Origin of the sequence: Streptomyces sp. CB02058, assembly GCF_001905505.1 — a bacterium.
Classification (GTDB): Bacteria; Actinomycetota; Actinomycetes; order Streptomycetales; family Streptomycetaceae; genus Streptomyces.
This window is the reverse complement of sequence record NZ_LIPG01000005.1, coordinates 375,277-401,676: the sequence shown is the minus strand read 5'-3', so window position 1 is coordinate 401,676 and position 26,400 is coordinate 375,277. Positions and strand designations below refer to the sequence as shown.

Here is a 26,400-nt window from a genome sequence, read left to right as displayed (position 1 = left end):
CTCGACGGCCCGGTGACTCCGGGCCGGTGTACCGGTCGGGTACCCGGCCCGGTGGCAACCATGTCCCCCGGGGCGGTAGGGGCCTGCCGGTTCAGCCCGCCAGGAACGCGGTGAGGGCGTTGGCCAGGAGATACGGGTCGTCGGCGCCGCAGAGCTCGCGCGCGCTGTGCATCGACAGGATCGCCACACCGACGTCGACGGTCAGGATGCCGTGCCGGGCCGCGGTGATCGGGCCGATCGTGGTGCCGCACGGCATCGAGTTGTTGGAGACGAACGTCTGCCAGGGCACGCCCGCCTTCTCGCAGGCCGCCGCGAACAGGGCCCGGCCGCTGCCGTCGGTGGCGTACCGCATGTTGACGTTGACCTTGAGGATCGGTCCGCCGTTGGCCACCGGGTGGTGCGTCGGGTCGTGCTTCTCGGCGTAGTTGGGGTGCACCGCGTGGCCGGTGTCCGAGGAGAGGCAGACGGTCCCCGCGAAGGCGCGGGCGCGGTCCTCGTAGGAGCCGCCGCGGGCGAACACGGAGCGCTCCAGGACCGTGCCGAGCAGCGGGCCGTCCGCGCCCGTGTCGGACTGGGAGCCGTTCTCCTCGTGGTCGAAGGCGGCGAGCACCGGGATGTACGGGATCTCCGCGTCCGGCTGCCCGGCCACGGCGGCCAGTGCGGCCGTGGCGGCGTGCACGGAGAGGAGGTTGTCCATGCGGGGTCCGGCGAGCAGCTCACGGTCGCGGCCGAGGTAGGCCGGCGGCTCCACGGCGTGCGGCATGAGGTCCCAGCCGGTCACCTCGGCGGGGTCGACGCCCGCCTCCTCGGCGACGAAGCGGATGAGGTCGCCCTCCTCGACCTCACCGAGTCCCCAGATCGGCTGCATGTGCCGCTGGCGGTCGAGCTTGAGGCCCTCGGGGTTGGCGGACCGGTCCAGGTGCACGGCCAGCTGGGGCACCCGCAGCAGCGGCCGGTCGATGTTGACCAGCCGGTGCGTGCCGTCGCGCAGCGAGATCCGGCCGGCCAGGCCCAGGTCCCGGTCGAGCCAGGTGTTGAGGAGCGTCCCGCCGTAGATCTCGACGGCGACCTGGCGCCAGCCGTACGCCCCCGTGTCGGGCAGCGGCTTGACCCGCAGGTTGGGGGAGTCGGTGTGCGCTCCGACGATCCGGAACGGCGTGTGGGCCGAGGCGCCCTCGGGCACGTACCAGGCGACGATCGCCCCGCCGCGCAGCACGTACTTCCCGCCCGTGGAGCCGTCCCACGCGTCCGTCTCCTCGACCCGCCGGAAACCGGCCTTCTCCAGCCGCGCGGCGGCGGTGGCCACCGCGTGGTAGGGGGAGGGGGATGCCATCAGGAAGGTCATCAGATCGTCGGTGTGCCCGCGGTCGAAGCGGAGGGGAGAGCTCATGTTCTTCACTTTAACGACGGTCGGCGGGGACGCCTCATGGTGTTCGGCGGCCACCCACGGCCCGTGTCCGGAAAGCGTCGCCGACGCCCTTCCCTCCGTACGGCCCTCAGAGCTTCGCGGACGGGTCGTCGCCGTTCTGCGCCTGCTGAGCGCGGTCGGAGAAGAGGGCCGCGAGGTCCTTGACCAGATCCTTGTCGAGAGCCTTCTCGCTCCGGGCGTCCGAGGCAACCCAGAGCAGTGCCGTGCCCACCCGGATCTGGCCGGTGACGCCGTACGCTCCGTCGTAGCCCACAGGGCCGGCCACGGCGTCGCTCCGAGCGCCCACGGAGCCCAGGTCCGCCTCGTCCCTGCCGGCCGTGCGCGCCGTGTTCTTCCACAGCACGTCGTACGCGGCCTCGGCGGCCTTCTCGTCCTTGTACGCGACCATCCAGAAGCGGGCGCGCGCGTTCTCGTCGTCCCGCTGGAAGGAGACGGAGCCGAAGAACGAGGAGTCCTCGCAGCCCTCGCCCTCCGTGGACGGGCAGAAGTTCTTCCGGGCGGCCTCGCTCATGGGGGCGGCAGACGGATCCTCGGAGAACTTCCAGTCGGGGAGTGCTCCTTCGTCCGGCAGCACCGAGGTGACCTGCGCCTTGTCCAGGGCCGTCGCCTTGTCGTCGCCACCGCCACCGCCGCAGCCCGTCAGCAGCAGCACCGCGGCTCCGGCCGCCGCCCACCGTATGCCCGCGGCCTTCACCGACGTCGTACCCATGACCTCAACCCCCTCGGTAGTCACCGGAATCATAGGTCCGGCCCGCCCCCTGGGAGGGGACGGGCCGGACCTGTGACTGTGCGGAACGCGTACGGAAGGACTAGAACGCGGCCTCGTCCAGCTCCATCAGCGCGTTGTCGACGGTCTCGGCGAGCGCGCGCTCGGCGGAGACGCCCGGCAGGATGTTCGTCGCGAAGAACTTCGCGGCGGCGATCTTGCCCTGGTAGAACGCCGCGTCCTTCGCGGAGGCGTTGCGCAGCTTCTCCGAGGCGACGGTCGCGCCCTTGAGGAGCAGGTAGCCCACGACGACGTCGCCGGAGGCCATCAGCAGGCGGGTGGTGTTGAGGCCCACCTTGTAGATGTTCTTGACGTCCTCGCCGGTCGCGGTGAGGTCGGTGATCATCGTGCCGACGATCGCCTCCAGGTCCACGGCGGCCTTGGCGAGGTTGTCCAGCGCGCCGGAGAGCTCCTCGTTGCCCTGGGCACCCGCGAGGAACTTCTTGATCTCCTCGGAGAGGGTGTTGAGCGAGGCACCCTGGTCGCGGACGATCTTCCGGAAGAAGAAGTCCTGGCCCTGGATCGCCGTCGTGCCCTCGTACAGGGTGTCGATCTTGGCGTCGCGGATGTACTGCTCGACCGGGTACTCCTGGAGGTATCCGGAGCCGCCGAAGGTCTGGAGGGACTGCGCGAGCTGCTCGTAGGACTTCTCGGAGCCGTAGCCCTTCACGATCGGGAGCAGCAGGTCGTTGAGGCCGTTGAGCGCCTTGGCGTCCTCGCCCGCGGCCTCCTTGACCTGGATCGCGTCCTGGACGGAGGCGGTGTACAGCACGAGGGAGCGCATGCCCTCGGCGTACGCCTTCTGCGTCATGAGGGAGCGGCGCACGTCGGGGTGGTGCGTGATGGTGACCTTGGGGGCCGTCTTGTCCATGAACTGCGACAGGTCGGTGCCCTGGACGCGCTCCTTGGCGTACTCCAGCGCGTTGAGGTAGCCCGTCGACAGCGTCGCGATGGCTTTCGTGCCGACCATCATGCGGGCGAACTCGATGATGCGGAACATCTGGCGGATGCCGTCGTGCTTGTCGCCGATCAGCCAGCCCTTGGCGGGGTGCTGGTCGCCGAAGGTCATCTCGCAGGTGTTGGACGCCTTGAGGCCCATCTTGTGCTCGACGTTCGTCGCGTACACGCCGTTGCGCGCACCGAGCTCGCCGGTGGTCCAGTCGAAGTGGAACTTCGGGACCAGGAAGAGGGAGAGGCCCTTGGTGCCGGGGCCCGCGCCCTCGGGGCGCGCCAGCACGTAGTGGAGGATGTTCTCGGACATGTCGTGCTCGCCCGAGGTGATGAAGCGCTTCACACCCTCGATGTGCCAGGAGCCGTCCTCCTGCTCGACGGCCTTCGTGCGGCCGGCGCCCACGTCCGAGCCCGCGTCGGGCTCGGTCAGCACCATCGTCGAGCCCCACTGCTTCTCGACGGCGATCTCGGCGACCTTCTTCTGCGCCTCGTTGCCCTCGTCGAAGAGGATGCCGGCGAACGCGGGGCCGGAGGAGTACATCCAGACGGCCGGGTTGGCGCCGAGCAGAAGCTCCGCGTAACCCCAGATCAGGGAGCGCGGGGAGGTCGTGCCGCCGATCTCCTCGGGCAGGCCCAGGCGCCAGTACTCGGAGTCCATGAACGCCTGGTAGGACTTCTTGAAGGAGTCCGGGACCGGCGCGGTGTTCGTCTCGGGGTCGAAGACCGGCGGGTTGCGGTCGGCGTCGGCGTACGAGTCGGCGAGCTCGTTCTCCGCGAGGCGGGTGACCTCGTCGAGGATGCTCTTCGCGGTGTCGACGTCCATCTCCGCGAACGGACCCGTGCCGTACAGCTTGTCGCGCCCGAGGACCTCGAAGAGGTTGAACTCGATGTCGCGGAGATTCGACTTGTAGTGCCCCATGGGAAGGCTCCGTAATCAATAGCAGTGGCGCGCAGCGCCCCGGGGAGGAGTGAGGATCGGGCGACGGACGGCCTGGCGTGGGTATATCACCTGACCCCTACGATGATGCTACCCGTCAGTAATAAGACGCAACCCCTCAAGGCGCAGATGTGGCCGATTACTCTTTGCGGCATGTATGGCTACGACCAGAACCCAGGCGCACAGCAGCAGATGGGCGGCGGCTACGGCGAGCAGCCGTTGTACCCCGAGCCCTCGCCGCCGTCCCTGGCCGACGCGGTCCGTGCCTTCACGACCGGGTCGCTGTCCGCGGAGGACTTCCAGCAGATCTTCGCCACGGCGAAGGTCTACTGCCCGCGCGGCGACAACCCCGGATTCCTGGCCCTCCACAACACCCAGCAGCCGGTGATCCCCATGTTCACCACGCTCAAGGAGCTGCGGAGCTATGCGGGCAAGGAGTCCAAGTACTTCGTGATCACCGGGGCCGAGGTGATCGACCTGCTGCCGACCGGCTACGGCTTCGTCCTGGACATGGAGGGCGATCACCGGATGGTCTTCGACGCCAAGGCCGTGGAGCAGATGGTCGACTTCGCGATGCGCCGCATGTACGGCTAGGCGCCATTGCCGCGCAGGCGGCTGAGCGGCGCCCGCCGCTCACCGGGGACTCTTCGAGGGCCCGCACCGACCCGGTGCGGGCCCTCGGTGCTGTCCGGAGGCGGGCGGGAATGAACGCCGCCTTGCAAGATGTTCACCGTTCAACTAAATTGGACGCAGAAGACTCCCGGAGGTGGCTCCCATGCCCGCAGTGACCGTCGAAAACCCGCTGACCCTGCCCAAGGTCGTGGCACCGGCCGAGGCCCAGGCGCGTCCCGTGCTGACCGTCACCACCGCGCCCAGCGGTTTCGAGGGCGAGGGGTTCCCGGTGCGGCGCGCCTTCGCCGGGATCAACTACCGGCACCTCGACCCGTTCATCATGATGGACCAGATGGGTGAGGTGGAGTACGCGGCCGGCGAGCCGAAGGGGACCCCCTGGCACCCGCACCGCGGCTTCGAGACCGTCACCTACATCATCGACGGCAGCTTCATCCACCAGGACAGCCACGGCGGTGGCGGCGCCATCGAGAACGGCGACACCCAGTGGATGACGGCGGGCTCCGGCCTCCTCCACATCGAGACGCCGCCCGAGGCCCTCGTCATGTCCGGCGGCCTCTTCCACGGCCTCCAGCTCTGGGTGAACCTCCCGGCGGCCGACAAGATGATGGCCCCGCGCTACCAGGACATCCGCGGCGGCCAGGTCCAGCTCCTCGCCTCCCCGGACGGCGGCGCGCTGCTCCGTGTCATCGCCGGTGACCTCGACGGCCACGAGGGCCCGGGCATCACGCACACCCCGATCACCATGGTCCACGCGACCGTCCGGCCGGGTGCCGAGGTGACGCTGCCCTGGCGCGAGGACTTCAACGGCCTCGCGTACGTCCTCGCCGGGCGCGGCAGCGTCGGCCAGGAGCGCCGCCCCGTCCACACCGGCCAGACCGCGGTCTTCGGCAAGGGGTCCTCGCTGACCGTCCGCGCCGACGAGACGCAGGACGGGAACACCCCGGACCTGGAGGTCGTGCTGCTCGGCGGACGTCCGATCCGTGAGCCGATGGCGCACTACGGGCCGTTCGTCATGAACACCCAGGACGAGCTCAAGCAGGCCTTCGAGGACTTCCAGAAGGGTCTGCTGGGCACCGTCCCGGCCGTCCACGGGATGTAGCGGGTCCGTGCCGGTCCCCGGCCCACGGGGGAGACCGCTGAAGGGCCGCGAGGCTGACCGGACGGGTGCAGCGCCGGCCGGACGGCGGACAGCTGGACGAGCGGGACACCTGGCCGGGTCGGTCAGTGGCGGGACACTCCTCCGTCGCTGACCGGCCCGGCCTCTTCGCGTCCGGAGCCGGGTCGGTCAGTGGCGGGACACTCCTCCGGCGCTGACCGGCCCGGCCTCTTCGCGTCCGGAGCCGAGCAGTACCGGAGCACCGATCCGACAGCGCGTGACCTGGCCGGCGGCAGCGGCTCTCACGACGGGTTCGCCGCGCCCTGGCCTCCGGCCCGCGGACCGGCGCCGGGTGAGGGACGTGCCGGGCTCGGTGGTGTCCCGTCGACCTCCTGCCGCCACATGATCTCGACGATCCGCTCCACCGCGGTCGCGAGGTGTCGCCGGTAGGTGCTGAAAGGGAGCCCGAGCCGCCGCGCCGCGGACTCCTGGGTCGACGCGCCCTCCACGAAGGCCGCCACGGCGGCCCGGTACCCCTTCTCTCCGCCCCGTTCCGACGGCAGGGTGTGGATCGCGGCGAGGACGAGGTCGTACAGCGTGCCGTCGTGGCCGAGCGCCGTCCGGCTGCGCTGCAGCGGGTTGAGCGCCAGTTCGTCGGGCCAGCGGAGGGACCGCAGTGCGGCGCGGACCGCGTGGTCGAAGGCGGTGCGGTCCAGGACGAGCGCGTCGGTGTCTCCGGGCGGGGCCACTCGGCCCGGGGTGCCGCCGAGCATGGCGTCGGTCTTCTCGGCCAGCCAGCGGGCTGCCGGCTGGGGGCGCCAGTCGTGGGCGAACAGCCGGTAGCGTGTGCCGCCGATGTCCACGGCGGGCTCCACCGGGCGCATGTCGCAGTGGAGCAGGTGCCGGTCCCAGAAGCCGTCGTCACGCATGACGATGAAGGACCAGGCCAGCCGGTCGTCGCGGACGATCTCGCCCAGCATGCGCCACAGCACCAGGTCCATGACCGGCGAGGGCCGCTGGTAGCCGTCCCGGCCGACCTGGAAGCGCCCGACCGCGATGTGCTCCCCGGCCCGCAGCGGTCCGTGCTCGCCCACGTGAGCCCAGGCGGCGGCCACCACCGGGTCCTCGTGCTGTCCGTCGTACGGCGGAATCCGCAGCCACGCCGAACAGGACGCTGGTTCTCCGGCGGGCGGCATCGTCTGGAGGTGGAAGCCCTCCGGCTGCCGCGCCAGCCAGTGGGCGGCGATCCGGGCGGATTCGGGGCCCTCCCGCAGGGTGACGAGGTCCAGGACGGCCGCCTCCCGCGTGGCGTCGTACGGCAGATCCCGCACCAGGCCGTACGGGTGCCAGCCGTGCGTGTCCGCCATGAACCCGTCCGAGCGGTACAGGTACTGGAGTTCACCGACCGCCTGGAGGAAGCGGTGCGGCGCGGCGGTACGCACCCGTTCCAGCAGGTGGCTCCGAAGGGCGTTGTGCAGTTCCTCGAAGCCGTCGGGGTCCCTCCACCGCAGATCCGCCTCCAGCGTCCGCCGCACCACGTCGTGCGGAAAGACCCCGGAGTCGGTGGTCTCGACGTAGGGCCGGCCCCGCAGCCAGGCGAAGAGGTCCCTGCCCTGGTCCCCGAGGATCGCCCGCAGCAGTGACTCGGTGGTGACATGGGCGTGGGCGCACACCTCCAGTGCCGCGCGGTGCGCGTCGCTGGGCGGCTCGCCGACGAGGTGGCGCAGCAGGGTGGAGACGACATCCTGCCCGGGTGACCAGTCGACGGCGTCGGACGTGGCGGGCCGGGTGGTGTCGCCGGACCGGGCCACGGCCGCGGCCAGCGCCAGGGCCAGGGGGTGGCCGCCGGTGAAGTCGAGGATCTCGCGGTGGAGGCGGGCGGGCACGCCCCGGGCGGTGAGCAGGCGTTCGCCGTCCTCCGCCGCGAGTGGTCCGAGGGGGATCACGTCGACCAGTCCGTCCCAGGCAGGGTCGGCGAGCCGGACCGGATCGGGGGCGTGCCGTCCGGCGACCACGGTGACGGTGTCGGCGGGCAGCCGGGGCAGGCACTCCTCGAACAGCCAGTCCTCCAGATGCCCGCAGTGCTCGAAGGTGTCGATGAGGAGCACCGCCGCCTCCCCGTCGGTGGCGGGCCGTACCGCCCGCCCGAAACTGTCGGGGTCGGCGGGGGTGGTGCGGCCGTCGACGTGGACGACGCCCCCGCCTGCCCGGCCCGCCGCGGCGGCGTATCCGCGCAGCAGCGCCGACTTGCCCACTCCGCCGGGGCCGTGCACGAAGAGCACGCGGACGTCGGCCTGGTCATCGTGCAGCGCCCGGGTGAAGCGTCGCAGCTCGGCTTGCCTGCCGACGAAGAGCCGGTCGCGCGCCTGCCTCAGCCGGTCGCCGAGCCGGGGGGTGCCGTTTGCGCTCATCGGTTCTCCGCGCCTCGCTTCTCTCCACCCTCACGTCGCTCACCAGCATAAAAGCCGCCGTGAGCGTCACTCGTCCCGTCCTGCCCCACCCTGCCGGGGGCGGGCTCCACGGGTGTGCAGCGCCCGCTGCCCGGTCGGCTGGGCCTGTTGCGGGGCTGTGGCGTCCGAGGGTGGGCGATGGTCGGGTCAGATGGCGCAGTGGCGCCGTGCGACCGTCGTCAGCAGCCGGTCCAGGACCTGACCGGCGGTCGGCAGCGCCTCCAGAGTGGCGGCGGCGGCACGGGCCGCCGTGGAGAAACGGTCCTCGTCCAGCACCCGGCGCACCGCCGTGGCGGCCTCGGCGGCCGTGGAGACGGTGAGTCCGGCGCCGTACGCCTGGACACGTTCCGCGTTGAGCGGCTTGTCCAGCCCCATCGGGAGGACGACCAGGGGCACCCCTGCGCGGAGCGCCGCGGAGACGGTGCCGGCGCCGCCGGAGCACACGACCGCGTCGGCACCCTCCAGCAGCCGGCTCATGGGGACGAATCCGGTCAGTTGCGCACGCTGGTCGTCGACCAGGGGACGGCGGGACGACAGGGGGTTGAGCGCGGCCACGACGTCGACGTCGTCGGGGACGGCTGTGACGAGTTCCTCGACGAGGCCCGGTTCGTCCACCACCGTGCCCAGCGAGATCAGGATCCGGCGCCGTCCGGGGGCCGAGGGCCGTAGCGGCGGGACGGCGGAAGCGTCCTCGGCGGTGTGGATCTCGGGGCGTACGGCGACCCGCGTGTCCGGGGCGCTCCAGCCGGAGAGCTGCAGGAAGTCCGGCCAGGGGTCGATCCGGGCCACCGGTTCCGACCAGGTCGCGCCGATCGCGGCCGCCCGGGTGCGGGCCGCTTCGCGCATGGCGCCGGCGAGTTCGGGAGCGATCTGGATCCCGACCTCGTGGGATGCCCAGGGCACGCCCAGGGCGCCGGCGAGGACGGGTCCGACCTGGTCCGCGGCTTCGGCGACGATCAGGTCGGGGGCGAAGTCGGTGGCCAGGGGCAGGGCTTCGGGCAGGGCGAGATCGACACGCACGCCGCCGAAGAACTCCCCGACGGTCTCGGGGGTCATGACGGCGGTCGCGTCGAGCCCGGTACGGGCGGCCGTCTCCGCCAGCGCCTTCTCCAGGGTGGGGCCGGCCGGCAGGAACGGCGCGGCGTCGGCCGCCCCGCTGAGTGAGCCGTGCGTCAGCACGGCGGTCGTGTGGCCGGCCCGGCGGGCGGCCCGCTCCATCGGGAGCAGGGGCAGCAGGTGGCCCATCGCCGGGGTACAGGAGAACAGGATGCGCATGGTTCCTCGGAGGATGGTGGGGGCTCCGCCGATCTCCGGCGGGCTCATCCATCATCTGCGGGGAGCGTGATCACCCAGCCGCCGAGCAATGCCCGGAGCGTGCTCGAAGGTGCTCGGTCCTGTCCGGTGGAGGCCGTCGCCCGCGACAGCCGGCACCGCGCTCACTCCTCACCGCCGGGCCGGGTGGCATGGCCTGGAGGGGGCCGGTCCGGTGCCTTCTCCGACGCAGCCGGCTTCGGCGGCGGCGGGTCTCCTCCCCTGGACACGACGCAGAACCGGCTGGCGCCCCACGGACGCGGCGACCCGGGCGAGTACGCGCCGGAGAACCTCCTGGCGAGGGGCGAAGGCCGCGCAGGGGCCCCACGGCCACGGGAGGTCCTTTTCGCGGGCGGCGCTGTCCTCCGAGGCGTGGCGCGTGTCCACTCATCGATCGCTGATCCGGGGCCCACAACCTGGGTGATGTCCCCGGACGACCCGGACCGCCGAGGCGGAGACCGGAACATCCCATTGCCATGAACCCCAGGAGTCACCATGACAACCCCGAGCATCCCCGGATTCACCGAGCACCGCGTGACCGTCGACGACGGCGTCACCCTGCACGCCGCCGTCGGCGGCGCGGGTGACCCGGTCGTCCTGCTGCACGGCTTCCCGCAGACCAGCCTGATGTGGCGGCACGTCGCCGCAGAACTCTCCGCCGACCACACGGTGATCTGCCCCGACCTGCGCGGTTACGGTGCCAGCGACAAGCCCGCCGAGACCGGCCCCGATGTGTACTCCAAGCGGACCATGGCCCGGGACGTCGTACGCCTTGCCGCCGCACTCGGCCACGACCGCTTCACCCTGGCCGGCCACGACCGCGGCGCGCTCGTCGCCTTCCGTGCCGCGATGGACCACCCGGACGCCGTTGCCCGGGCCCTCTTCCTGGACGTCCTGCCGACCCTCGACATGTGGGACGCGCTGAGCGGCGTGAACGGCGCGGTCGGCTTCCACCTCTATCTGATGGCGCAGGCCCCGGGTCTGCCCGAGGAGATGATCCAGGGGGCCGCCGACACGTTCTTCGGCTACTTCCTCGACGCCTGGACCAAGGACCCGGACGCCCTCCCCGCCGAGGTCCGCGCCCACTACCTCGCCGCATCCGCCGCGGCCGTGCCCTCGATCGTCGCCGACTACCGCGCTTCGGCCGGCGTGGACGTCGATCACGACGCCGCCGACAAGGACGCGGGCCTCAAGCTGGCCATGCCGGTGACCGTCCTCCAGCAGGACTGGGGCGCTGCCCTCGGCTACCACGCCCAGGGTCTGTGGAGTGCCTGGACCGACGACCTCCGCCACCGCACCGTCTCCTGCGGCCACTTCATGGCCGAGGAGGACCCCGGTCTGATCGCATCCGAGATCCGGGCCCTCGCCGACCGCTGAGCCCCGCGCGGGGACGGCGCGCCTCTCCCCCCGCGTCGTCCCCGTCCTCGCCCGGGGCCGGGACGGACGGAGAGGTGCGCACCTCAGGCAGCGGCGTACCTGGCCGCCATCGTCAGGGCGGCCTCGTCGACGACCCGCTCGACGTCAGCGCTGTCCGGGGACCAGTGCGGCAGGAGCATCCGGGGCCAGAACACGTAGTTGGAGACCATGCCGAGGAACTGGGTCGCGGCCAGCTCCGGATCGTCCAGTACGACGGTGCCGGCATCCCGCTCCGACTCCAGGTAGCGGCGCACCGATTCGAAGTAGGGCATCTTGCCGCGGTGGAACTGCGACTCGGCCAGCTCCGGGAAGCGCGGCAGCTCGGCGATGACGATCCGGAAGAGGTCGGCCATGTCGGGCCGGGTGAGCAGGGCGACGTAGCGCCGGCCGATCAGGGCGAGGCCGGCACGGAGGTCGCCGGGCGGCGGGGCGTCCTCGCCCTCGTCGCCCGCCTGCCACGACGCGGTGACGATCGCGTCGAACAGTGCCGCCTTGGTCGGGAACTGCTTGAACAGAGTCGCCTTCGACACGCCGGCCGCCTCGGCGATCTTCGCCAGCGACGTCCGGTCGTACCCGGAGTCCAGGAAGAGGCGGGTGGCGGCGCGCAGGATCGCCGCCCGCTTCTGCTCGGCGACGCGCTGGTGGTAGGCCGATGGCTCGATGGTCATGGACACCATCCTAGGCGAGGTGAGTCACTTGACTCACCTCTCTGGGTTCTCGTAGGGTCAATGGCGAGGCGAGTCACTCGACTCACCAGTTTGGAAGGAAACCATGGGACGCTTCGACCACCACACCGTGCTCGTCACCGGCGGCACCGGCGGCCAGGGAGCCAGTCATGTCCGCGCCTACCACGCCGAAGGCGCCGACGTCGTGATCGCCGACATCGACGAGGACCGGGGCCGGGCGCTCGCCGTCGAGCTCGGCGCCCGCGCCCTGTACGTCCGCCTCGACGTCACCGACGAGAGCTCCTGGGGCGCCGCCGTCCAGGCTGCCGAGGAGCACTTCGGCCCGCTCGCCGTCCTCGTGAACAACGCCGGCGTGCAGAACCCCGCCGCCCCGATCGAGACCACCGACCGCCGGGTCTGGGACCGCATCCTGGACATCAACCTCACCGGCGCCTTCCTCGGCATCAAGGCGGCGGCTCCCTCGCTGCGCCGGAACGGCGGCGGCGTCATCGTCAACATCGCCTCCACCTCCGGCGTCGGAGGCACCGCGATGTACGCCCCCTACGTGGCGAGCAAGTGGGCCGTCCGCGGCCTCACCAAGACGGCCGCCCTGGAATTGGGCCGCGACCACATCCGCGTCAACGCCATCCACCCCGGTGTCGTCGCCACCCCGTTCATCACCGAGCCCGCGGCCGGCAGCGACGCCCCGATCTCCGACTTCTACTCCGCCGAGCCGTTCGCGATCCCCCGCCTGGGCGAACCCGCCGACATCACCCGGGCCCTGCTCTTCCTCACCTCCGACGAGGCGTCCTTCGCCACCGGCTCGGAGTTCGTCATCGACGGCGGCCTGCTGCTCGGCCCCGCCCTCAAGCACGAGGCCGCCTGACCGCGCCCGCCGTCCGACCACCTGGGAAAGGAGCCCTCATGGACGCGGCGGTACGCGCGGCCATCGAGATCACCCCTGCCGCGGGCACCCGCGCGCGGATCATCGACATCACCACGACCGGCCGCCGGACGGGACGCCCCCGGCGGATCGAGATCTTCTTCTACCGGGCCGCCGGCCGGACCTACCTCTGCAGCGGCACCTCGGGCCGCCCGACGAGCTGGTACGCCAATCTCCTGGCCCACCCGGACTTCACCTTCCACCTGAAGCACGGTGTCCGGGCCGACCTCCCGGCCCGCGCGACCCCCGTCACCGACGAGGTGGAACGGCACCGCGTCCTGACCGAGATCGTCGCCGACCTCAACCAGCCCCACAATCCCGGCACCATCACCCAGCCCACCCACCTGCGGGACTGGCTGGACAGCAGGCTGGCACGCGTCACCTTCCCCTGACGGCCTTCCTGCCGACATCGGCGGCACCGGCTGCGTACCGGGGCCGCCCAGGGCGGCATCCCCTCCTGGACACCAAAAGGCCACTCGGGACAGTCCCGAGTGGCTTTTTTGCTCCTGCCCCGGCCGAAGTCCGAGATCGCTGTCGGACTCGGACCGGCGGTCTTCGCTTCACAGGTTCCGACGGGACCGGCTGGAGCCCTTCGACGCCCTCGCCGGTATGCGGATCCGAGCTGGATGAAGGTGCGGACGATGGCCGCCCGGGGGCGGGTCTCGTCAACCGGATTTTCCGTGCGCCGTTTTGAGCGACCGTCCGATGTGACGGGCCGTCCGGTGCGGCGCCGCCGTCCTTCACCCGTACGCCCGTGCGGGAGGGACACCGCTCCCGCCCCGTGATCGGGTGGGAGGGTGCCTACCCGGAAGCCCCTCCTGCCCGACGTCGCGCGGCGGACGGCCGCCTGGTGCGGCGTCATGCTTCTCGTCGCCGGTGTCGCGGCGGTCGCCGTCTGGCTGGTCGTCACGCTGAAGACGGCGGTCACCCCGGTCCTGCTGGCACTGCTGGGGACGGCCCTGCTCGGCCCCGTCCACCGCTGGCTGACCGCGCACAAGGTGAACAGGTCGCTGTCCGCCGGGCTCACCTGCGTCGCTCTCGTCGCGGTGGGCGGGGGCGCCGGCTACATCGTCGTCACCGCGCTCATCGACACCGGCGACCAGATCGTGCAGTCGCTCAAGGACGCCGCGCAGTGGGTCATCGACCACTTCGACATCGAAGGGGTCGCCGATGTGGACGATCTGGCGGACAACGCCAAGGGCCTCGTCGAGAGGTTCGGGGCGAGCGCGGCGGGCGGACTGCTCACCGGGATCAGCCTCATCGGTTCGCTGCTGACCACCGCCGTCCTCGCGCTGCTGCTGACCTTCTTCTTCCTGCGCGACTCCGACCGCGCCGTCGCCCTGGCCCACCGGCTCGCCCCGCGTGGCACGGGCGACCTCGTGGAGGCCATGGGGCGCAGGGCCTTCGAGGCCGTCGAGGGCTTCATGCGCGGCACCACCTTCATCGCCCTGATCGACGCGATCTGCATCACCGTGGGGCTGCTGATCCTGCGGGTGCCGGGAGCGGTGGGGCTGGGGGCGCTGGTCTTCGTCGGTGCCTACATCCCCTATCTCGGCGCCTTCATCTCCGGCGCGGTCGCCGTGCTGGTCGCCCTCGCCGACCGGGGCATCGTGATCGCGCTCTGGGCCCTGGGCGTGGTCCTCGCCGTCCAGGTGCTGGAGGGGCATGTGCTGCAGCCGGCGATCCAGAGCCGTACGGTCCAGATGCACCCCGCCATGATCATGATCGCGCTGACCGCGGGAGCGAGTGTCGCGGGGCTGCTGGGGATGCTGCTCGCGGTGCCGCTGTGCGCCGCCGCGTTCGGGGTGATCGGCGAGCTGCGCAAGGGGTACGAGGCGAACGGCGACGGGAGCGTTCCCGAGGGATCATGACCCCTCGGCGGCTCCGGTGGCCTCGGGCTTCTCCGCCTCGTAGAGCTCGAACCAGATCGACTTGCCCTCTCCCCGCGGGTCCACCCCCCACGCGTCGGCGAGCATCTCCATCAGCACCAGCCCACGGCCGCTGGACGCCATCTCCCCCGGCCGCCGCTTGTGCGGCAGCTCGTCACTGGCGTCGGCGACCTCGACGCGCAGCCGCCGCTCGTCGCGTTCCCCGGTCACCTCCGCCACGAGAAGCGCGTCCCCGTCCGTGTGGACCAGCACGTTCGTGGCCATCTCGGAGACCATCAGCTCGGCCGAGTCGATCTGCTCGGGGTCCGCCCAGTCGTGGAGCAGCTCCCGCAGCTGCTGCCGGGCCGTCGCGACGCGTTCGGGTTCCGCCTGGGCGATGGTCATGGCCGACCGGCGGCTGGGGGTCCTGCGGGTCCGCACGCCCTCGCGCCGCAGCACGAGGACGGCGATGTCGTCCTCCCGGCGGTCCACGAGCGGACCGGTCGTGTGGTGCGAGCCGGGGCCGTGCACGGCCTGCACCAGGTCGTCCGCGAGCTTCTCCAGATCCTCGGACGGCTGCTCCAGGACGGGCCGCAGCCGTGTCCAGCCGGTGGCCATGTCGTGCCCGCCGGTCTCGATGAGCCCGTCGGTGCACAGCATGATCGTTTCTCCCGCCCCCAGGACGACACGGGTCGTCGGGTAGTCGGCGTCCTTCTCGACGCCCAGGGGGAGCCCGCCCGCGGTCTGCCGGATCACCGCGGTGCCGTCGACGCTGATCACCACCGGGTCGGGGTGGCCGGCCCGGGCCACGTCGAGGGTGCCGGTCTCGGGGTCCGCCTCCGCGTACAGGCAGGTGGCGAAGCGCATCGCGTCGGACGCGTCCTCGCCCTCGACGCGGTCGTAGGTGTCGGTCAGCCCGGACAGGAACCGTGAGGCGCGGGAGAGCACGGCGTCCGGGCGGTGCCCCTCGGCGGCGTACGCGCGCAGGGCGATCCGCAGCTGGCCCATCAGCCCCGCCGCGCGCACGTCGTGGCCCTGTACGTCGCCGATGACCAGGGCGATCCTGCCGTTGGGCAGCGGGATCACGTCGTACCAGTCGCCGCCGACCTGGAGCCCGCCGCCTGTCGGGATGTAGCGCGCCGCCACCGTGAGGCCGGGTACACCCGGGCCGAGCGACGGCATCATGGCCTTCTGGAGGCCCAGCGACAGCTCGCGCTCGGTCTCGGCGGCCCCCGCGCGGGCCAGTGCCTGCGCCAGCATCCGGGCCACCGTCGTCAGGACCGAGCGCTCGTCCGGCGAGAAGGCCACACTGTGCCGGAACCCGGCCATCCAGGCGCCCATGGTGTGCCCTGCGGCGATCAGCGGCAGAAAGGCCCAGGACCGGCGTCCGAAGTCCCTGGCGAGCGGCCAGGTGGTCGGGAAGCGCTTCCGGTACTGCGCCGGGGACGAGAGGTAGATGGCCTCGCCGGTCCGCACGACCTCGGCGGCCGGATAGTCGGTCTCCAGCGGCATGAAGGTGAACGGCTTCTCGTCGCCGACGTTGTGCCCGTGGTGCCCGATGACCGTCAGCCGGTCGCCCGAGACTCCGAAGAGGGCGAGCCCGTCGGGGGAGAAGCCGGGCATGGAGAGCGACCCCGCGACCCGCAGCACCTCCTCGGTGGACCCGGCCTCGGCCAGTGCCCGGCCCGCGTCCAGCAGGAACGCCTCGCGCGAGCGGCGCCAGTCGCCGGTCAGCGGGGTGTGGGCCGCGGTGGCCTCCGGGGGCTCCGCGACCTCCTGGAGCGTGCCCATCAGTACGTACACATGGCGGCCCGGCGAGTCGACAGCGACCGGCTTGGAGCGGCTGCGGACGGTCCGTACGACGTTCCCGTCCTCGTCCAGGATGCGCATCCTCGCCTCGGCCACCGTGCCCTCGGCGATCGCGAAGTTCACCACGCCGTCGACCTCGTTCCAGTCGGCCGGGTGGAAGCGGGGGCGCACCTCCGCACCGGGACGGGTCGCGGGCTCGGCGGGCAGTCCGAGCAGCCGGGCCGCCTCGGCGTCGAGCGTGATCCGGCCTGTCGAGCTGTCCCAGCTGAACATTCCGGTCCCGATCGCGACCAGGATCTCCTCGGTGCGCATTGCCCCACTTTAGGAAGAAGTTCTCCTGTGACGCCACCGAGGGGCGACCGCACGGCAGCCGCCGCGGGGGTCCGTACACGCGTCCCGGACGGGTCCCCGGGGTCAATGGCAATGAAGTCGTGCCCCTACGGGCGGTAGCCTGGGGTGTCAATCCACCCCGACCGCGAAGACTGGATGAACGACGATGCATCGGTACAGGTCCCACACCTGCGGCGAGCTCCGCGCCTCTGACGTCGGCACCGACGTCCGGCTGAGCGGCTGGCTGCACAATCGCCGAGACCTGGGCGGCATCCTCTTCATCGATCTGCGTGACCACTACGGGCTGGTGCAGCTCGTCGCCCGTCCGGGCACCCCCGGCAACGACGCCCTGGCGAAGCTGACGAAGGAGACCGTCGTCCGGATCGACGGCAAGGTCTCCGCGCGCGGCGCCGACAACGTCAACCCGGAGCTCCCGACCGGTGAGATCGAGATCGAGGTCACCGAGGTCGAGGTGCTGGGCGAGGCCGCCCCGCTGCCCTTCACGATCAACGCCGAGGACGGGGTCAACGAGGAGCGGCGTCTGGAGTACCGCTTCCTCGACCTGCGCCGCGAGCGCATGCACCGCAACATCATGCTGCGCTCGTCCGTGATCGCCGCCATCCGCTCCAAGATGGTGGCCCTCGGCTTCAACGAGATGGCGACCCCGATCCTCACGGCGACCTCCCCCGAGGGCGCCCGTGACTTCGTGGTCCCGTCCCGGCTGAACCCGGGCAAGTTCTACGCCCTCCCCCAGGCGCCGCAGCAGTTCAAGCAGCTGCTGATGATCTCGGGCTTCGACCGCTACTTCCAGATCGCGCCGTGCTTCCGTGACGAGGACGCCCGTGCCGACCGCTCGCCGGGTGAGTTCTACCAGCTCGACGTCGAGATGTCGTTCGTGGAGCAGGAGGACGTCTTCCAGCCGATCGAGAAGCTGATGACCGAGCTCTTCACCGAGTTCGGCAACGGCCGCGAGGTCACCTCGCCGTTCCCGCGCATCCCGTTCCGCGAGTCGATGCTGAAGTACGGCAACGACAAGCCGGACCTGCGGGCCAAGCTGGAGCTCGTCGACATCTCCGACATCTTCGCGGACTCGGAGTTCAAGGCGTTCGCCGGCAAGCACGTCCGTGCCCTGCCGGTGCCGGACACCGCCGGTCAGTCCCGGAAGTTCTTCGACGGCCTCGGCGCGTACGCCGTCGAGCACGGCGCCAAGGGTCTCGCCTGGGTCCGCGTCGGCGAGGACGGCACGCTGGCGGGCCCGATCGCCAAGTTCCTCACCGAGGCCGACGTCAAGAGCCTCACCGAGCGTCTCTCCCTCGTCCCCGGCCACGCGGTCTTCTTCGGCGCGGGCGAGTTCGACGAGGTCTCCAAGATCATGTCCGTCGTCCGCGTCGAGGCCGCCAAGCGCGCCGGTCACTTCGAGGACGGCGTCTTCCGCTTCTGCTGGATCGTCGACTTCCCGATGTACGAGAAGGACGAGGAGACCGGCAAGATCGACTTCTCGCACAACCCCTTCTCGATGCCCCAGGGCGGCCTGGAGGACCTGGAGACGAAGGACCCGCTGGACATCCTGGCCTGGCAGTACGACATCGTCTGCAACGGCATCGAGCTGTCCTCCGGCGCCATCCGCAACCACGAGCCCGAGCTGATGCTCAAGGCCTTCGAGATCGCCGGTTACGACCGCGAGACCGTCGAGCACGAGTTCGCGGGCATGCTGCGCGCCTTCCGCCTCGGCGCGCCGCCGCACGGTGGCATCGCCCCGGGCGTCGACCGCATCGTGATGCTGCTCGCCGACGAGCCCAACATCCGCGAGACGATCGCCTTCCCGCTCAACGGCAACGCCCAGGACCTGATGATGGGTGCCCCGACCGTGCTGGACGAGACCCGCCTGCGTGAGCTGAACATCCAGCTTCGCAAGCCCGTCGCGGCGGCGAAGGACAAGGCCGAGGCCAAGGACTCGGTCGCGCGGGACACCGGCGCGAAGTAAGCGGTTCCGCTTCGGTTCCACGTGAAACAGTCCCCCGGCCGCCCGGCCGGGGGACTGTTCTCGTTCCTGCCGCCCTGGTCGCGGCAGGCGCACAGGAACGCACAGCCGGCACCCATGTTCCTGCCAGCCGGGCTGCCTAGTCTCCCGGTTCATGACAAACAATCAGGGACCCGCACACAAGAAGGACGTGACCCGGCGCAGGGTGATCATGGCCGGTGGAGCGGTCGTCGCCGCCGCCGGAGTCGGGGCGGGCGTCGTCGCCACCGCCTCGGCGGACGAGGAGAAGAGCACGGCGTCCGGTGGGACCGCCGGACAGGGCGAGACCTGCTACCGGCTGACCTCGGAGACCACCGAGGGCCCGTACTACATCGACGCCGACAAGATCCGGAAGGACATCACCGAGGACAAGGAGGGCATCCCGCTGACCCTCCGCCTCAAGGTGATCGACTCCGACACCTGCAAGCCGCTGAAGAAGGCGGCCGTGGACATCTGGCACTGCGACGCGCTGGGGATCTACTCCGGCTACGAGAGCATGAGCCAGGGCGGCCCCGGCGGCGGCACCCCGCCCAGCGGCGCCCCGACGGACGCGCCCACCGGCGTACCCACGGACGCGCCGAGCGGGACCCCCACCGGGACGCCTCCGTCCGGCGGCACCGGAGGCGGCGGGGGACACAGCGAGCCCACCGACGACGAGCGCTACCTCCGGGGCACCCAGCTCACCGACAAGCACGGGTACGTGGAGTTCACGACGGTCTTCCCGGGCTGGTACCAGGGCCGTGCCGTGCACATCCACACCAAGGTGCACGTCGGCGGGAAGATGACCGACGCCGGCTACGAGGGCGGGCACACCTGCCACACCGGGCAGTTCTTCTTCGCCGAGTCGGCGGTGCTCGACTCCGCGAAGGAGGAGCCGTACTCGACGAGCACCACCACCCGCACCACGCTCACCGAGGACACCATCTACGACCAGAGCGGGGTGACGGGCGGGCTGCTGAAACTCTCCTACCGCAAGGGGAGGATGGCGCGCGGAGTGACCGGCTCGATCACGATGGGCGTCGACCCCGACGAGACCCACGACGGCACGGACCTCTAGGGACAGCCCTCGGACACGGCCGTATGCGCCCCCCCGGTGAAGGGCCCGGAACCACCACGGTTCCGGGCCCTTTGCCTGCGTACGGGTGGACCGCGAGGAAGTTCCGGTAGCCGGGGTACACGGACCGGGTACATCCGGATGGCCCCGGGTTCAGGTTGGGCGCCGCCGGGCCCGGCAAAGACTGGCACCTGAAGCGCCCGTCAGCCCCGCCACCGAGGAGTTGCGCACCGTGTCCGTCCTGCGTCGCCCGTACGTCCTTCTCGTCATCCTGTTCGTCCTGGTCATCGGCTGCTCCGCGGGTGCCGTGCGGACCGCCTCCACGCCCCGCGGTGCGGGCGGGCCCGAGTCGACGGCCACCCGTACGGTCGAGCCCGTCGTCCCTCCCGCGGAGATTCCGGCACTCGGACCCGAGACCAGGGCGCAGATCCCGGCCACCGCACGGCAGGCCGTCGTGGTGACGGGCGCGGGCCCCGACTCCAACCGCTCCACGGTCGTCCTCTACAGCCGCGACGACCCCGCGAGGGGCTGGAGACCCGGGGCGGGCCCCTGGCCCGCGCACAACGGCATGGAGGGCTGGACGGACCACCATCTCGCCGGTGACCTCCGCTCGCCCGTCGGGGTCTTCGGCCTCACCGACGCGGGCGGCCGGCTGCCCGACCCAGGCGCGCTGCTCCCCTACGACGAGGAGTCCCGCTTCGCGGTGAGCGGTGAGGGCTTCCTGGGGGAGCCCCTCGAAGGCTCCTTCGACTACGTGGTCGCGATCAACTACAACCGCGCCCCGGGCACGAGCCCGCTGGACCGCACCCGGCCGCTCGGCGGGGAGAGGGGCGGAGGGATCTGGATCCATGTGGACCACGGCGGCCCCACCCAGGCCTGTGTCTCGGTGACCGAGGACAGGATGCGGGAGCTGTTGCTCACCCTGGACCCGGAGAAGGAACCGGTGGTCGTGATGGGGGACGCCGCGTCGCTCGCCCGGTGAGACGCGCAGAGGACCACATGAAGGAGCCCGGGCCCCGAAGTGATCGGGGTCCGGGCTCCTCCGTGCGTGCGTACGCCGCTTACGCGGGCTTCTCCTCCAGACGCGGGAACAGCACCGCGCCCTTCGTCACCGTCGCGCCGACGGGCAGCCTGCCCCAGTCGCCCGCGTCCTGCACCCGCTGGTCGGCCAGGGCGCCCAGCGACGCCTCGGCGCCGAGGGACTCCCACAGCTTCTGCGAGGTGTCGGGCATCACGGAGTTCAGCAGGACCGCGACACCGCGCAGCGACTCGGCCGCCGTGTACAGGATGGTCGCGAGCCTGGCCTGGCCCTCCGACGACGTGTCCTTGGCGACCTTCCAGGGCTCCTGCTCCGTGATGTAGCCGTTGACCTGCTTCACGAAGTCGAAGATCGCCAGGATGCCTGCCTGGAAGTCGAGCTCCTCGCCGATCTTCGCGTCGGCCGTGGCCACGGCCTTCGCCAGGCCCTCCTGGACCGCCCGCTCCGCGTCACCGGCGGCCGTGGCCTCCGGGAGCGCACCGCCGAAGTACTTGCCGACCATGGCCGCGACGCGCGAGGCGAGGTTGCCGTAGTCGTTGGCCAGCTCGGAGGTGTAGCGGGCGCTGAAGTCCTCCCAGGAGAACGAGCCGTCGCTGCCGAACGCGATGGCCCGCAGGAAGTACCAGCGGTAGGCGTCCACGCCGAAGTGCGAGGTCAGATCCTGCGGCTTGATGCCCGTCAGGTTCGACTTGGACATCTTCTCGCCGCCGACCATCAGCCAGCCGTTCGCCGCGACCTTGCCGGGGAGCGGCAGGCCCTGCGCCATCAGCATCGCCGGCCAGATCACCGCGTGGAAACGCAGGATGTCCTTGCCGACCAGGTGCACGTTCGCCGGGAAGGTGCTGTCGAACTTCTCCTGGTTGGCACCGTAGCCGACCGCAGTCGCGTAGTTGAGCAGCGCGTCGACCCACACGTAGATGACGTGCTTCTCGTCCCACGGCACGGGGACGCCCCAGTCGAAGGTCGAGCGCGAGATCGACAGGTCCTGGAGGCCCTGGGTGACGAAGTTGACGACCTCGTTACGGGCCGACTCGGGCTGGATGAAGCCGGGGTTGGCCGCGTAGAACTCCAGCAGCTTCGGGCCGTACTCGCTCAGCTTGAAGAAGTAGTTCTCCTCCTTGAGGAGCTCCACCGGCTTCTTGTGGATCGGGCAGAGCTTCGTGCCGTCCTCGGCCTCGATGAGGTCGCCGGGCAGCTTGTACTCCTCGCAGCCCACGCAGTACGGGCCCTCGTACCCGCCCTTGTAGATCTGCTCCTTGTCGTACAGGTCCTGCACGAACTCCTGCACACGGTCCGTGTGCCGCTTCTCCGTCGTCCGGATGAAGTCGTCGTTCGCGATGTTCAGATGCTCCCAGAGGGGCTTCCACGCCTCCTCGACGAGCTTGTCGCACCAGGCCTGGGGCGTGACGTTGTTCGCCTCGGCCGTGCGCATGATCTTCTGACCGTGCTCGTCCGTGCCGGTGAGGTACCACACCTTCTCGCCCCGCTGGCGGTGCCAGCGGGTGAGCACGTCGCCTGCGACGGTCGTGTAGGCGTGGCCCAGGTGAGGAGCGTCGTTGACGTAGTAGATGGGGGTCGATACGTAGAAACTCTTCACGCCGTCGCCCCCTTGCTTCTCGGATCCAGTGGCCGCCATGGTCGAAATCCTAACGGTCCGTGGGAGATCCCCTCACATCGATAAACGCGGCCTCGTGCTCGGAGAGCTTTGCGAAACATGCTTTCCCGTACCAAAGACGCATCCTGGGAGGAGTGGGCACGCGTGCACGAGGCAGGAGAGAACACGATGCGGGTACTGGTCGCCGAGGACGAGGAGCTTCTGGCGGAGCTGGTGGCGACCGGGCTGCGGCGGGCCGGGTTCGCCGTCGACACCGTCTACAGCGGGGACGCGGCGCTCGCCTATCTGGGGCTCCACGACTACGACGTCGTCGTCCTGGACCGTGATCTCCCCCGGGTGCACGGCGACGACGTGGCCCGCAGGCTGGTGTCCGCCGGGTCCCGCACCAGGATCCTGATGCTCACCGCCTCCGGGACCATGGAGGACCGGGTGGAGGGGCTCGACCTCGGTGCCGACGACTACGTGAGCAAGCCCTTCGAGTTCCCCGAGCTGGTGTCCCGCGTGCGTGCGCTGCGCAGGCGCAGCGCCAGACCCGTGCCGCCGCAGCTGGAGAGGCACGGCATCCGGCTCGACAGTGTGCGGCGGGCAGCCACCCGGGACGGGAGGGACCTGGACCTGTCGCCGAAGGAGTTCACCGTGCTCCAGCTGCTGCTGGAGGCCGACGGGGCCACGGTCAGCGCGGAGGAACTGCTGGAGCGTGCCTGGGACGCCAACGCCGACCCCTTCACGGGCGCCGTCCGTGTCTGCATGAGCAAGCTGCGGGCCAAGCTGGGCGAGCCCGCGCTGATCCGCACGGTGCAGGGCGTCGGGTACGCCCTGTGAACCGTCTGCTGCGTCTGGTGCGCGCGACCGGAGTGCCCCCGGTGCGGCACTCGACGATCCGGATGCGGATCGCCCTCGTGTACGGCGGGGTGTTCCTGGTCCTCGGTACGGCGCTGCTCACCACGGTGAACCTGGCCTCGCGCGCGGGCACCGACTCCCAGGCGCGGGCCATCGCCACCTCGGCCGCCGTCGCCCAGCCGGGTTTCGCGGTCAACGGTCCGCTCCACGCGCGGGGCCGCCTCGGCCCGCCCACGGTCTACGACGTGACCGACGACGTGAGCGACGCCGCGAGCCGGGAGCTCCTGTACTGGTCGGCTGCGGCGCTGCTCGTCATGACGGGGTGCGCGGTCGGCGTGGGCTGGTGGACCGCGGGGCGGGTGCTGCGGCCCGTCCACGCGATGACGGCGAAGGCGCGGCGGCTCTCCGAGCACACCCTGCACGAGCGGATAGCGTCCAGCGGCCCCGACGACGAGCTGAAGGAGCTGGGCGAGACGCTGGACGCGCTGCTGGCCCGGCTGGAGAAGGCGTTCGACAGCCAGCGGCGGTTCATCGCCAACGCCTCGCACGAGCTGAGGACCCCGCTGGCCACCCAGCGGGTCGCGATCCAGGTGGGGCTGGACGATCCCTCGCCGGAGGACCTCGTGAGGACCCGGCAGACGCTGCTGGACAGCAACCGGCGCAGCGAGCGGCTCATCGAGGGCCTGCTGGTGCTGGCGCGCAGCGAACGGGGGCTGGCGAGGAGCGAGCGCGAGGAGGTCGATCTCGCGCAGGTGGTGGCGGAGGAGTCGGCGAGGCCCACGGCGGTGACGGAGCGGGCGGCGACCCGTCCCGAAATCACGGTGGACGCCGAGCCCTGCGGCGTACGGGGGAACCGGCAGCTGCTCGCGCAGCTGGTGGCGAACCTGCTGTCCAACGCGGTGCGCTACAACGTGCCCGGCGGCTCGGTGCGGGTGTCGCTCTCCGCCGACGGCGCCCTGGTGGTCCGCAACACGGGGCCGGTCGTGGACGAGGCGGACATCGCGGGGTTCTTCCAGCCGTTCCGGCGCGGCGAGGGCCGGGACCGGATGGGGCAGGGCTCGGGGCTCGGGCTGTCGATCGTGCGCTCCATCGCCCTGGCCCACGGCGGGACGGCCACGGCGGTGCCCGCCCCGGGGGGCGGGCTCGCCGTGACCGTACGGCTGCCGGTGGATCAGCCCTCGGTGAGGACCCCTCGGGCGGCGGCCCAGGCGGGCAGTCCGGCGAGGATCTCGCGGTAGAACGCGGCGTCGGGCACCTCGCGGGGGGCGGGGCCCGCGTGGAAGAAGCCGGCGTTCTCGACGTCGAGCCTGCGCAGGAAGTCGAAGCCCTTCGCGTCCTCGTCGCCGAACGCGACGAACTGGAAGAACAGCGGCAGCCGTGCCGCGTCCGCCAGCGCCTGCTTGGCCGCGACCTTGGCGTCCGGTGCGCCGTCCGTCTGGAAGATCACCAGCGCGGGGCCGGACGCCCCGGACTTCTCGTAGTGGGTGACGATCTCCTCGACGGCCCGGTGGTAGTTCGTGCGGCCCAGACGTCCGAGGCCCGCGTGCAGCTCGTCGATCCTGCCCTCGTGGGCGGTGAGGTCGACCGCCCCGGTGCCGTCGATGTCGGTCGAGAAGAACACGACGGGCACGGTGGCGTCGGCGTCCAGGTGGGCGGCGAGCGCGAGGGCGCGGTCGCCCAGGTGCTGGGCGCTGCCGTCCTTGTAGAACGGCCGCATGGACCCGGACCGGTCGAGCACCAGATAGACGGTGGCCCGCAGCCCGGTCAGCCCGTGCGCCTTGAGCGCGGCCTGCGCGGCCTTGTACGGCGCGACGAGCTCGGGCGCGGCGGCCTTCACCCGGGCGAGCGTGACGGCGGGCTTGCCGGCGGGGGCGGCGGGGACCGCGACCACCTCGGCGGGGATCTCGGGCACGGCGACGACCGGCTCCGCGGCGGCTGCGACCTCGGGGGCGGGCTCGGCGGCGACCGGATCAGGGACGGCTGCGACCTCGACTGCGACCTCGGCGACCGGCTCCGCGGCGGCCTCGGGCTCGGGCTCGGCGGCCAGCTCGGGGACGATCCTGATCACCGGCTCCTCGACGGGCTCGGCGACCGGAACCTCGGCGGCGACGGGCTCGGGAGCCGCCTCGGCCTCCGGCTCCTCGGCGGGTGCGACGACGGCCTCTGCCTTCGGCTCCTCGGCGGGTGCGACGACGGCCTCTGCCTTCGGCTCCTCGGCGGGCTCGTCCGCCGCAGGTGCCTCCCCGGCAGGTGCCTCGGCTACAGGTGCCTCCGCCGCAGGTGCATCCGCTGCCGGAGCCTCGGCCGCCGGCTCGTCCGTCGCAGGCGCCTCCAGGACCGGGGCTTCCGCAGCCGGAGCCTCAACAGCCGGAGCCTCAACAGCCGTCTCCTCGACGGCAGTTGCCTCCGCGGCCGGCGCCTCGGCAACCGGCGCCTCCACGACGGCCGCGACCGGTGCGGCCTCGACCGCCGCCTGGGGAGCGGCGTCCGGTGCGGTCTCCGCCTCCGGCTTCGCCTCGGGCGTGGTCTCCGCGGCCTCCGGCTCGGGCGCCGCCGCGGCGGCCTCCGGCTCTGGGTCGACGTCGATCGTGATCGGTGCCACGGCGACGGGCTCCTCGGCGGAGACCGCCGGCTTCGCCTCCCGACGCGCCTCCGGGTCCGACCCCTGGGCCGGGACCTTGGGCGCCGTCGTCGGCGCGGTCGTGGCGGACGCCTTGTCGAAGGCGGCCGCCACCAGGTCCGACGCCTGTCCGCTGTCGTGCCCGGCGTCGGCCGGCCGGTCCGAGGCGGGGGAGGCCGGTGCCGGTACCGAGGCCTTCGCGGGCTCGGCCGCCGAAGTCGCGGTCCCCGGCTCCGGCTCCGTGGGCTGGGTGCGCTCGGCCTGGGGCGGGACGGTGGCCGTGGTCGGCTCGTCCTGCTCCGTCCGGCCGAACACCTTGCGCAGCAAGCTCCGAATGCCCATGGGCGAGGCCTTTCGCATGAGTTGGGTGCGATAAATGTCCGTACTGCGGGAATTGATCCCTGGCCAGGGCGGATACGTAAGGTTAGCGGCCGGATCCGGCCGTTCGGTGGCGCGGCCCGCCCCTGTGTCAACCGAGCTCCAACCGAGTCGCAATCGAGCCCGGACGGCGGTGCGTACGGGTCGCGCGGACAGCGGTGTCCTGGACTTCACCCTCTGTTCATCGGCAGTCCCACGTGTGTCGTGAATGCCCTCCTAGCGTCACGTGC

20 protein-coding genes are annotated in these 26,400 nt (G+C 71.5%); 11 read left to right on the top strand and 9 right to left on the bottom strand.

Annotated elements, in window-relative coordinates; translation table 11 throughout:
- Positions 1 to 91: 91 nt before the first annotated feature.
- The 3 genes from AMK10_RS26665 to AMK10_RS26655 all read right to left on the bottom strand — a co-directional run bounded on the left by AMK10_RS26665 (position 92) and on the right by AMK10_RS26655 (position 4,065).
- Positions 92 to 1,390, bottom strand: coding sequence for a M18 family aminopeptidase (locus tag AMK10_RS26665; protein WP_073751029.1), 1,299 nt, complete (start codon positions 1,388 to 1,390; stop codon positions 92 to 94).
- A 106-nt stretch (positions 1,391 to 1,496) separates the two neighbouring features.
- Positions 1,497 to 2,138 carry a hypothetical protein gene (locus AMK10_RS26660; protein WP_073750543.1) on the bottom strand — a complete coding sequence of 214 codons (642 nt, stop codon included), beginning with the start codon at positions 2,136 to 2,138 and terminating at the stop codon, positions 1,497 to 1,499.
- 100 nt (positions 2,139 to 2,238) lie between these two features.
- Complete coding sequence (locus AMK10_RS26655) at positions 2,239 to 4,065, bottom strand: acyl-CoA dehydrogenase (RefSeq protein WP_073750541.1); 1,827 nt, start codon at positions 4,063 to 4,065, stop codon at positions 2,239 to 2,241.
- Between the two features lie 171 nt (positions 4,066 to 4,236).
- On the opposite strand from AMK10_RS26655, the gene AMK10_RS26650 reads away from it, so the two are divergent.
- On the top strand, positions 4,237 to 4,677 hold the full coding sequence (locus AMK10_RS26650; RefSeq protein ID WP_073750539.1) for an SseB family protein: 441 nt from the start codon (positions 4,237 to 4,239) through the stop codon (positions 4,675 to 4,677).
- 181 nt (positions 4,678 to 4,858) lie between these two features.
- Positions 4,859 to 5,815 carry a pirin family protein gene (locus tag AMK10_RS26645; RefSeq protein WP_073750537.1) on the top strand — a complete coding sequence of 319 codons (957 nt, stop codon included), beginning with the start codon at positions 4,859 to 4,861 and terminating at the stop codon, positions 5,813 to 5,815.
- A 299-nt stretch (positions 5,816 to 6,114) separates the two neighbouring features.
- Here AMK10_RS26645 and AMK10_RS26640 read toward each other — a convergent pair whose 3' ends face one another.
- Together AMK10_RS26640 and AMK10_RS26635 are read right to left on the bottom strand one after the other, a co-directional pair.
- Positions 6,115 to 8,223, bottom strand: coding sequence for an ATP-binding protein (locus AMK10_RS26640; protein WP_073750535.1), 2,109 nt, complete (start codon positions 8,221 to 8,223; stop codon positions 6,115 to 6,117).
- A gap of 186 nt (positions 8,224 to 8,409) precedes the next feature.
- Positions 8,410 to 9,537, bottom strand: coding sequence for a glycosyltransferase (locus AMK10_RS26635; RefSeq protein ID WP_073750533.1), 1,128 nt, complete (start codon positions 9,535 to 9,537; stop codon positions 8,410 to 8,412).
- 531 nt (positions 9,538 to 10,068) lie between these two features.
- Here AMK10_RS26635 and AMK10_RS26630 point away from each other — a divergent pair.
- The gene (locus AMK10_RS26630; RefSeq protein WP_073750531.1) at positions 10,069 to 10,950 is read left to right on the top strand and encodes an alpha/beta hydrolase; all 882 of its coding nucleotides are present in this window, start codon (positions 10,069 to 10,071) and stop codon (positions 10,948 to 10,950) included.
- 83 nt (positions 10,951 to 11,033) lie between these two features.
- Here the strand turns inward: AMK10_RS26630 and AMK10_RS26625 are convergent, their stop codons facing one another.
- Positions 11,034 to 11,657, bottom strand: a complete 624-nt coding sequence (locus AMK10_RS26625; protein WP_073750529.1) for a TetR/AcrR family transcriptional regulator — start codon at positions 11,655 to 11,657, stop codon at positions 11,034 to 11,036.
- Positions 11,658 to 11,760: 103 nt separating this feature from the next.
- On the opposite strand from AMK10_RS26625, the gene AMK10_RS26620 reads away from it, so the two are divergent.
- The 3 genes from AMK10_RS26620 to AMK10_RS26610 all read left to right on the top strand — a co-directional run bounded on the left by AMK10_RS26620 (position 11,761) and on the right by AMK10_RS26610 (position 14,468).
- Entirely contained in the window at positions 11,761 to 12,540 is a 780-nt protein-coding gene (locus tag AMK10_RS26620; protein ID WP_073750527.1) for an SDR family NAD(P)-dependent oxidoreductase, read from the top strand.
- A 38-nt stretch (positions 12,541 to 12,578) separates the two neighbouring features.
- Positions 12,579 to 12,989: a nitroreductase family deazaflavin-dependent oxidoreductase gene (locus AMK10_RS26615; protein WP_073750525.1), complete on the top strand. Its 411-nt coding sequence runs from the start codon at positions 12,579 to 12,581 to the stop codon at positions 12,987 to 12,989.
- A gap of 405 nt (positions 12,990 to 13,394) precedes the next feature.
- Positions 13,395 to 14,468, top strand: coding sequence for an AI-2E family transporter (locus tag AMK10_RS26610; RefSeq protein WP_073750523.1), 1,074 nt, complete (start codon positions 13,395 to 13,397; stop codon positions 14,466 to 14,468).
- Here the strand turns inward: AMK10_RS26610 and AMK10_RS26605 are convergent.
- The gene (locus tag AMK10_RS26605; RefSeq protein WP_073750521.1) at positions 14,463 to 16,586 is read right to left on the bottom strand and encodes a SpoIIE family protein phosphatase; all 2,124 of its coding nucleotides are present in this window, start codon (positions 16,584 to 16,586) and stop codon (positions 14,463 to 14,465) included. The two genes, AMK10_RS26610 and AMK10_RS26605, sit on opposite strands and share 6 nt — an antisense overlap.
- A 184-nt stretch (positions 16,587 to 16,770) precedes the next feature.
- Here AMK10_RS26605 and aspS point away from each other — a divergent pair, with 184 nt between their 5' ends.
- From aspS to AMK10_RS26590, 3 genes are all read left to right on the top strand, one after another.
- On the top strand, positions 16,771 to 18,588 hold the full coding sequence (aspS, locus tag AMK10_RS26600) for an aspartate--tRNA ligase (protein ID WP_073750519.1): 1,818 nt from the start codon (positions 16,771 to 16,773) through the stop codon (positions 18,586 to 18,588).
- Between the two features lie 151 nt (positions 18,589 to 18,739).
- Entirely contained in the window at positions 18,740 to 19,681 is a 942-nt protein-coding gene (locus tag AMK10_RS26595; protein WP_073750517.1) for an intradiol ring-cleavage dioxygenase, read from the top strand.
- A 229-nt stretch (positions 19,682 to 19,910) separates the two neighbouring features.
- Positions 19,911 to 20,660: a hypothetical protein gene (locus AMK10_RS26590; protein WP_073750515.1), complete on the top strand. Its 750-nt coding sequence runs from the start codon at positions 19,911 to 19,913 to the stop codon at positions 20,658 to 20,660.
- A gap of 79 nt (positions 20,661 to 20,739) precedes the next feature.
- Here the strand turns inward: AMK10_RS26590 and metG are convergent, their stop codons facing one another.
- Positions 20,740 to 22,353 carry a methionine--tRNA ligase gene (metG, locus tag AMK10_RS26585; RefSeq protein ID WP_073750513.1) on the bottom strand — a complete coding sequence of 538 codons (1,614 nt, stop codon included), beginning with the start codon at positions 22,351 to 22,353 and terminating at the stop codon, positions 20,740 to 20,742.
- Positions 22,354 to 22,500: 147 nt separating this feature from the next.
- Here metG and AMK10_RS26580 point away from each other — a divergent pair, with 147 nt between their 5' ends.
- Entirely contained in the window at positions 22,501 to 23,154 is a 654-nt protein-coding gene (locus AMK10_RS26580) for a response regulator transcription factor (protein WP_073750511.1), read from the top strand.
- A 62-nt stretch (positions 23,155 to 23,216) separates the two neighbouring features.
- Positions 23,217 to 24,410, top strand: a complete 1,194-nt coding sequence (locus AMK10_RS26575) for a sensor histidine kinase (protein WP_241839700.1) — start codon at positions 23,217 to 23,219, stop codon at positions 24,408 to 24,410.
- Here the strand turns inward: AMK10_RS26575 and AMK10_RS26570 are convergent.
- Positions 24,344 to 26,134, bottom strand: a complete 1,791-nt coding sequence (locus tag AMK10_RS26570) for a VWA domain-containing protein (RefSeq protein ID WP_107428506.1) — start codon at positions 26,132 to 26,134, stop codon at positions 24,344 to 24,346. The genes AMK10_RS26575 and AMK10_RS26570 overlap by 67 nt on opposite strands.
- Positions 26,135 to 26,400 lie beyond the last annotated feature (266 nt).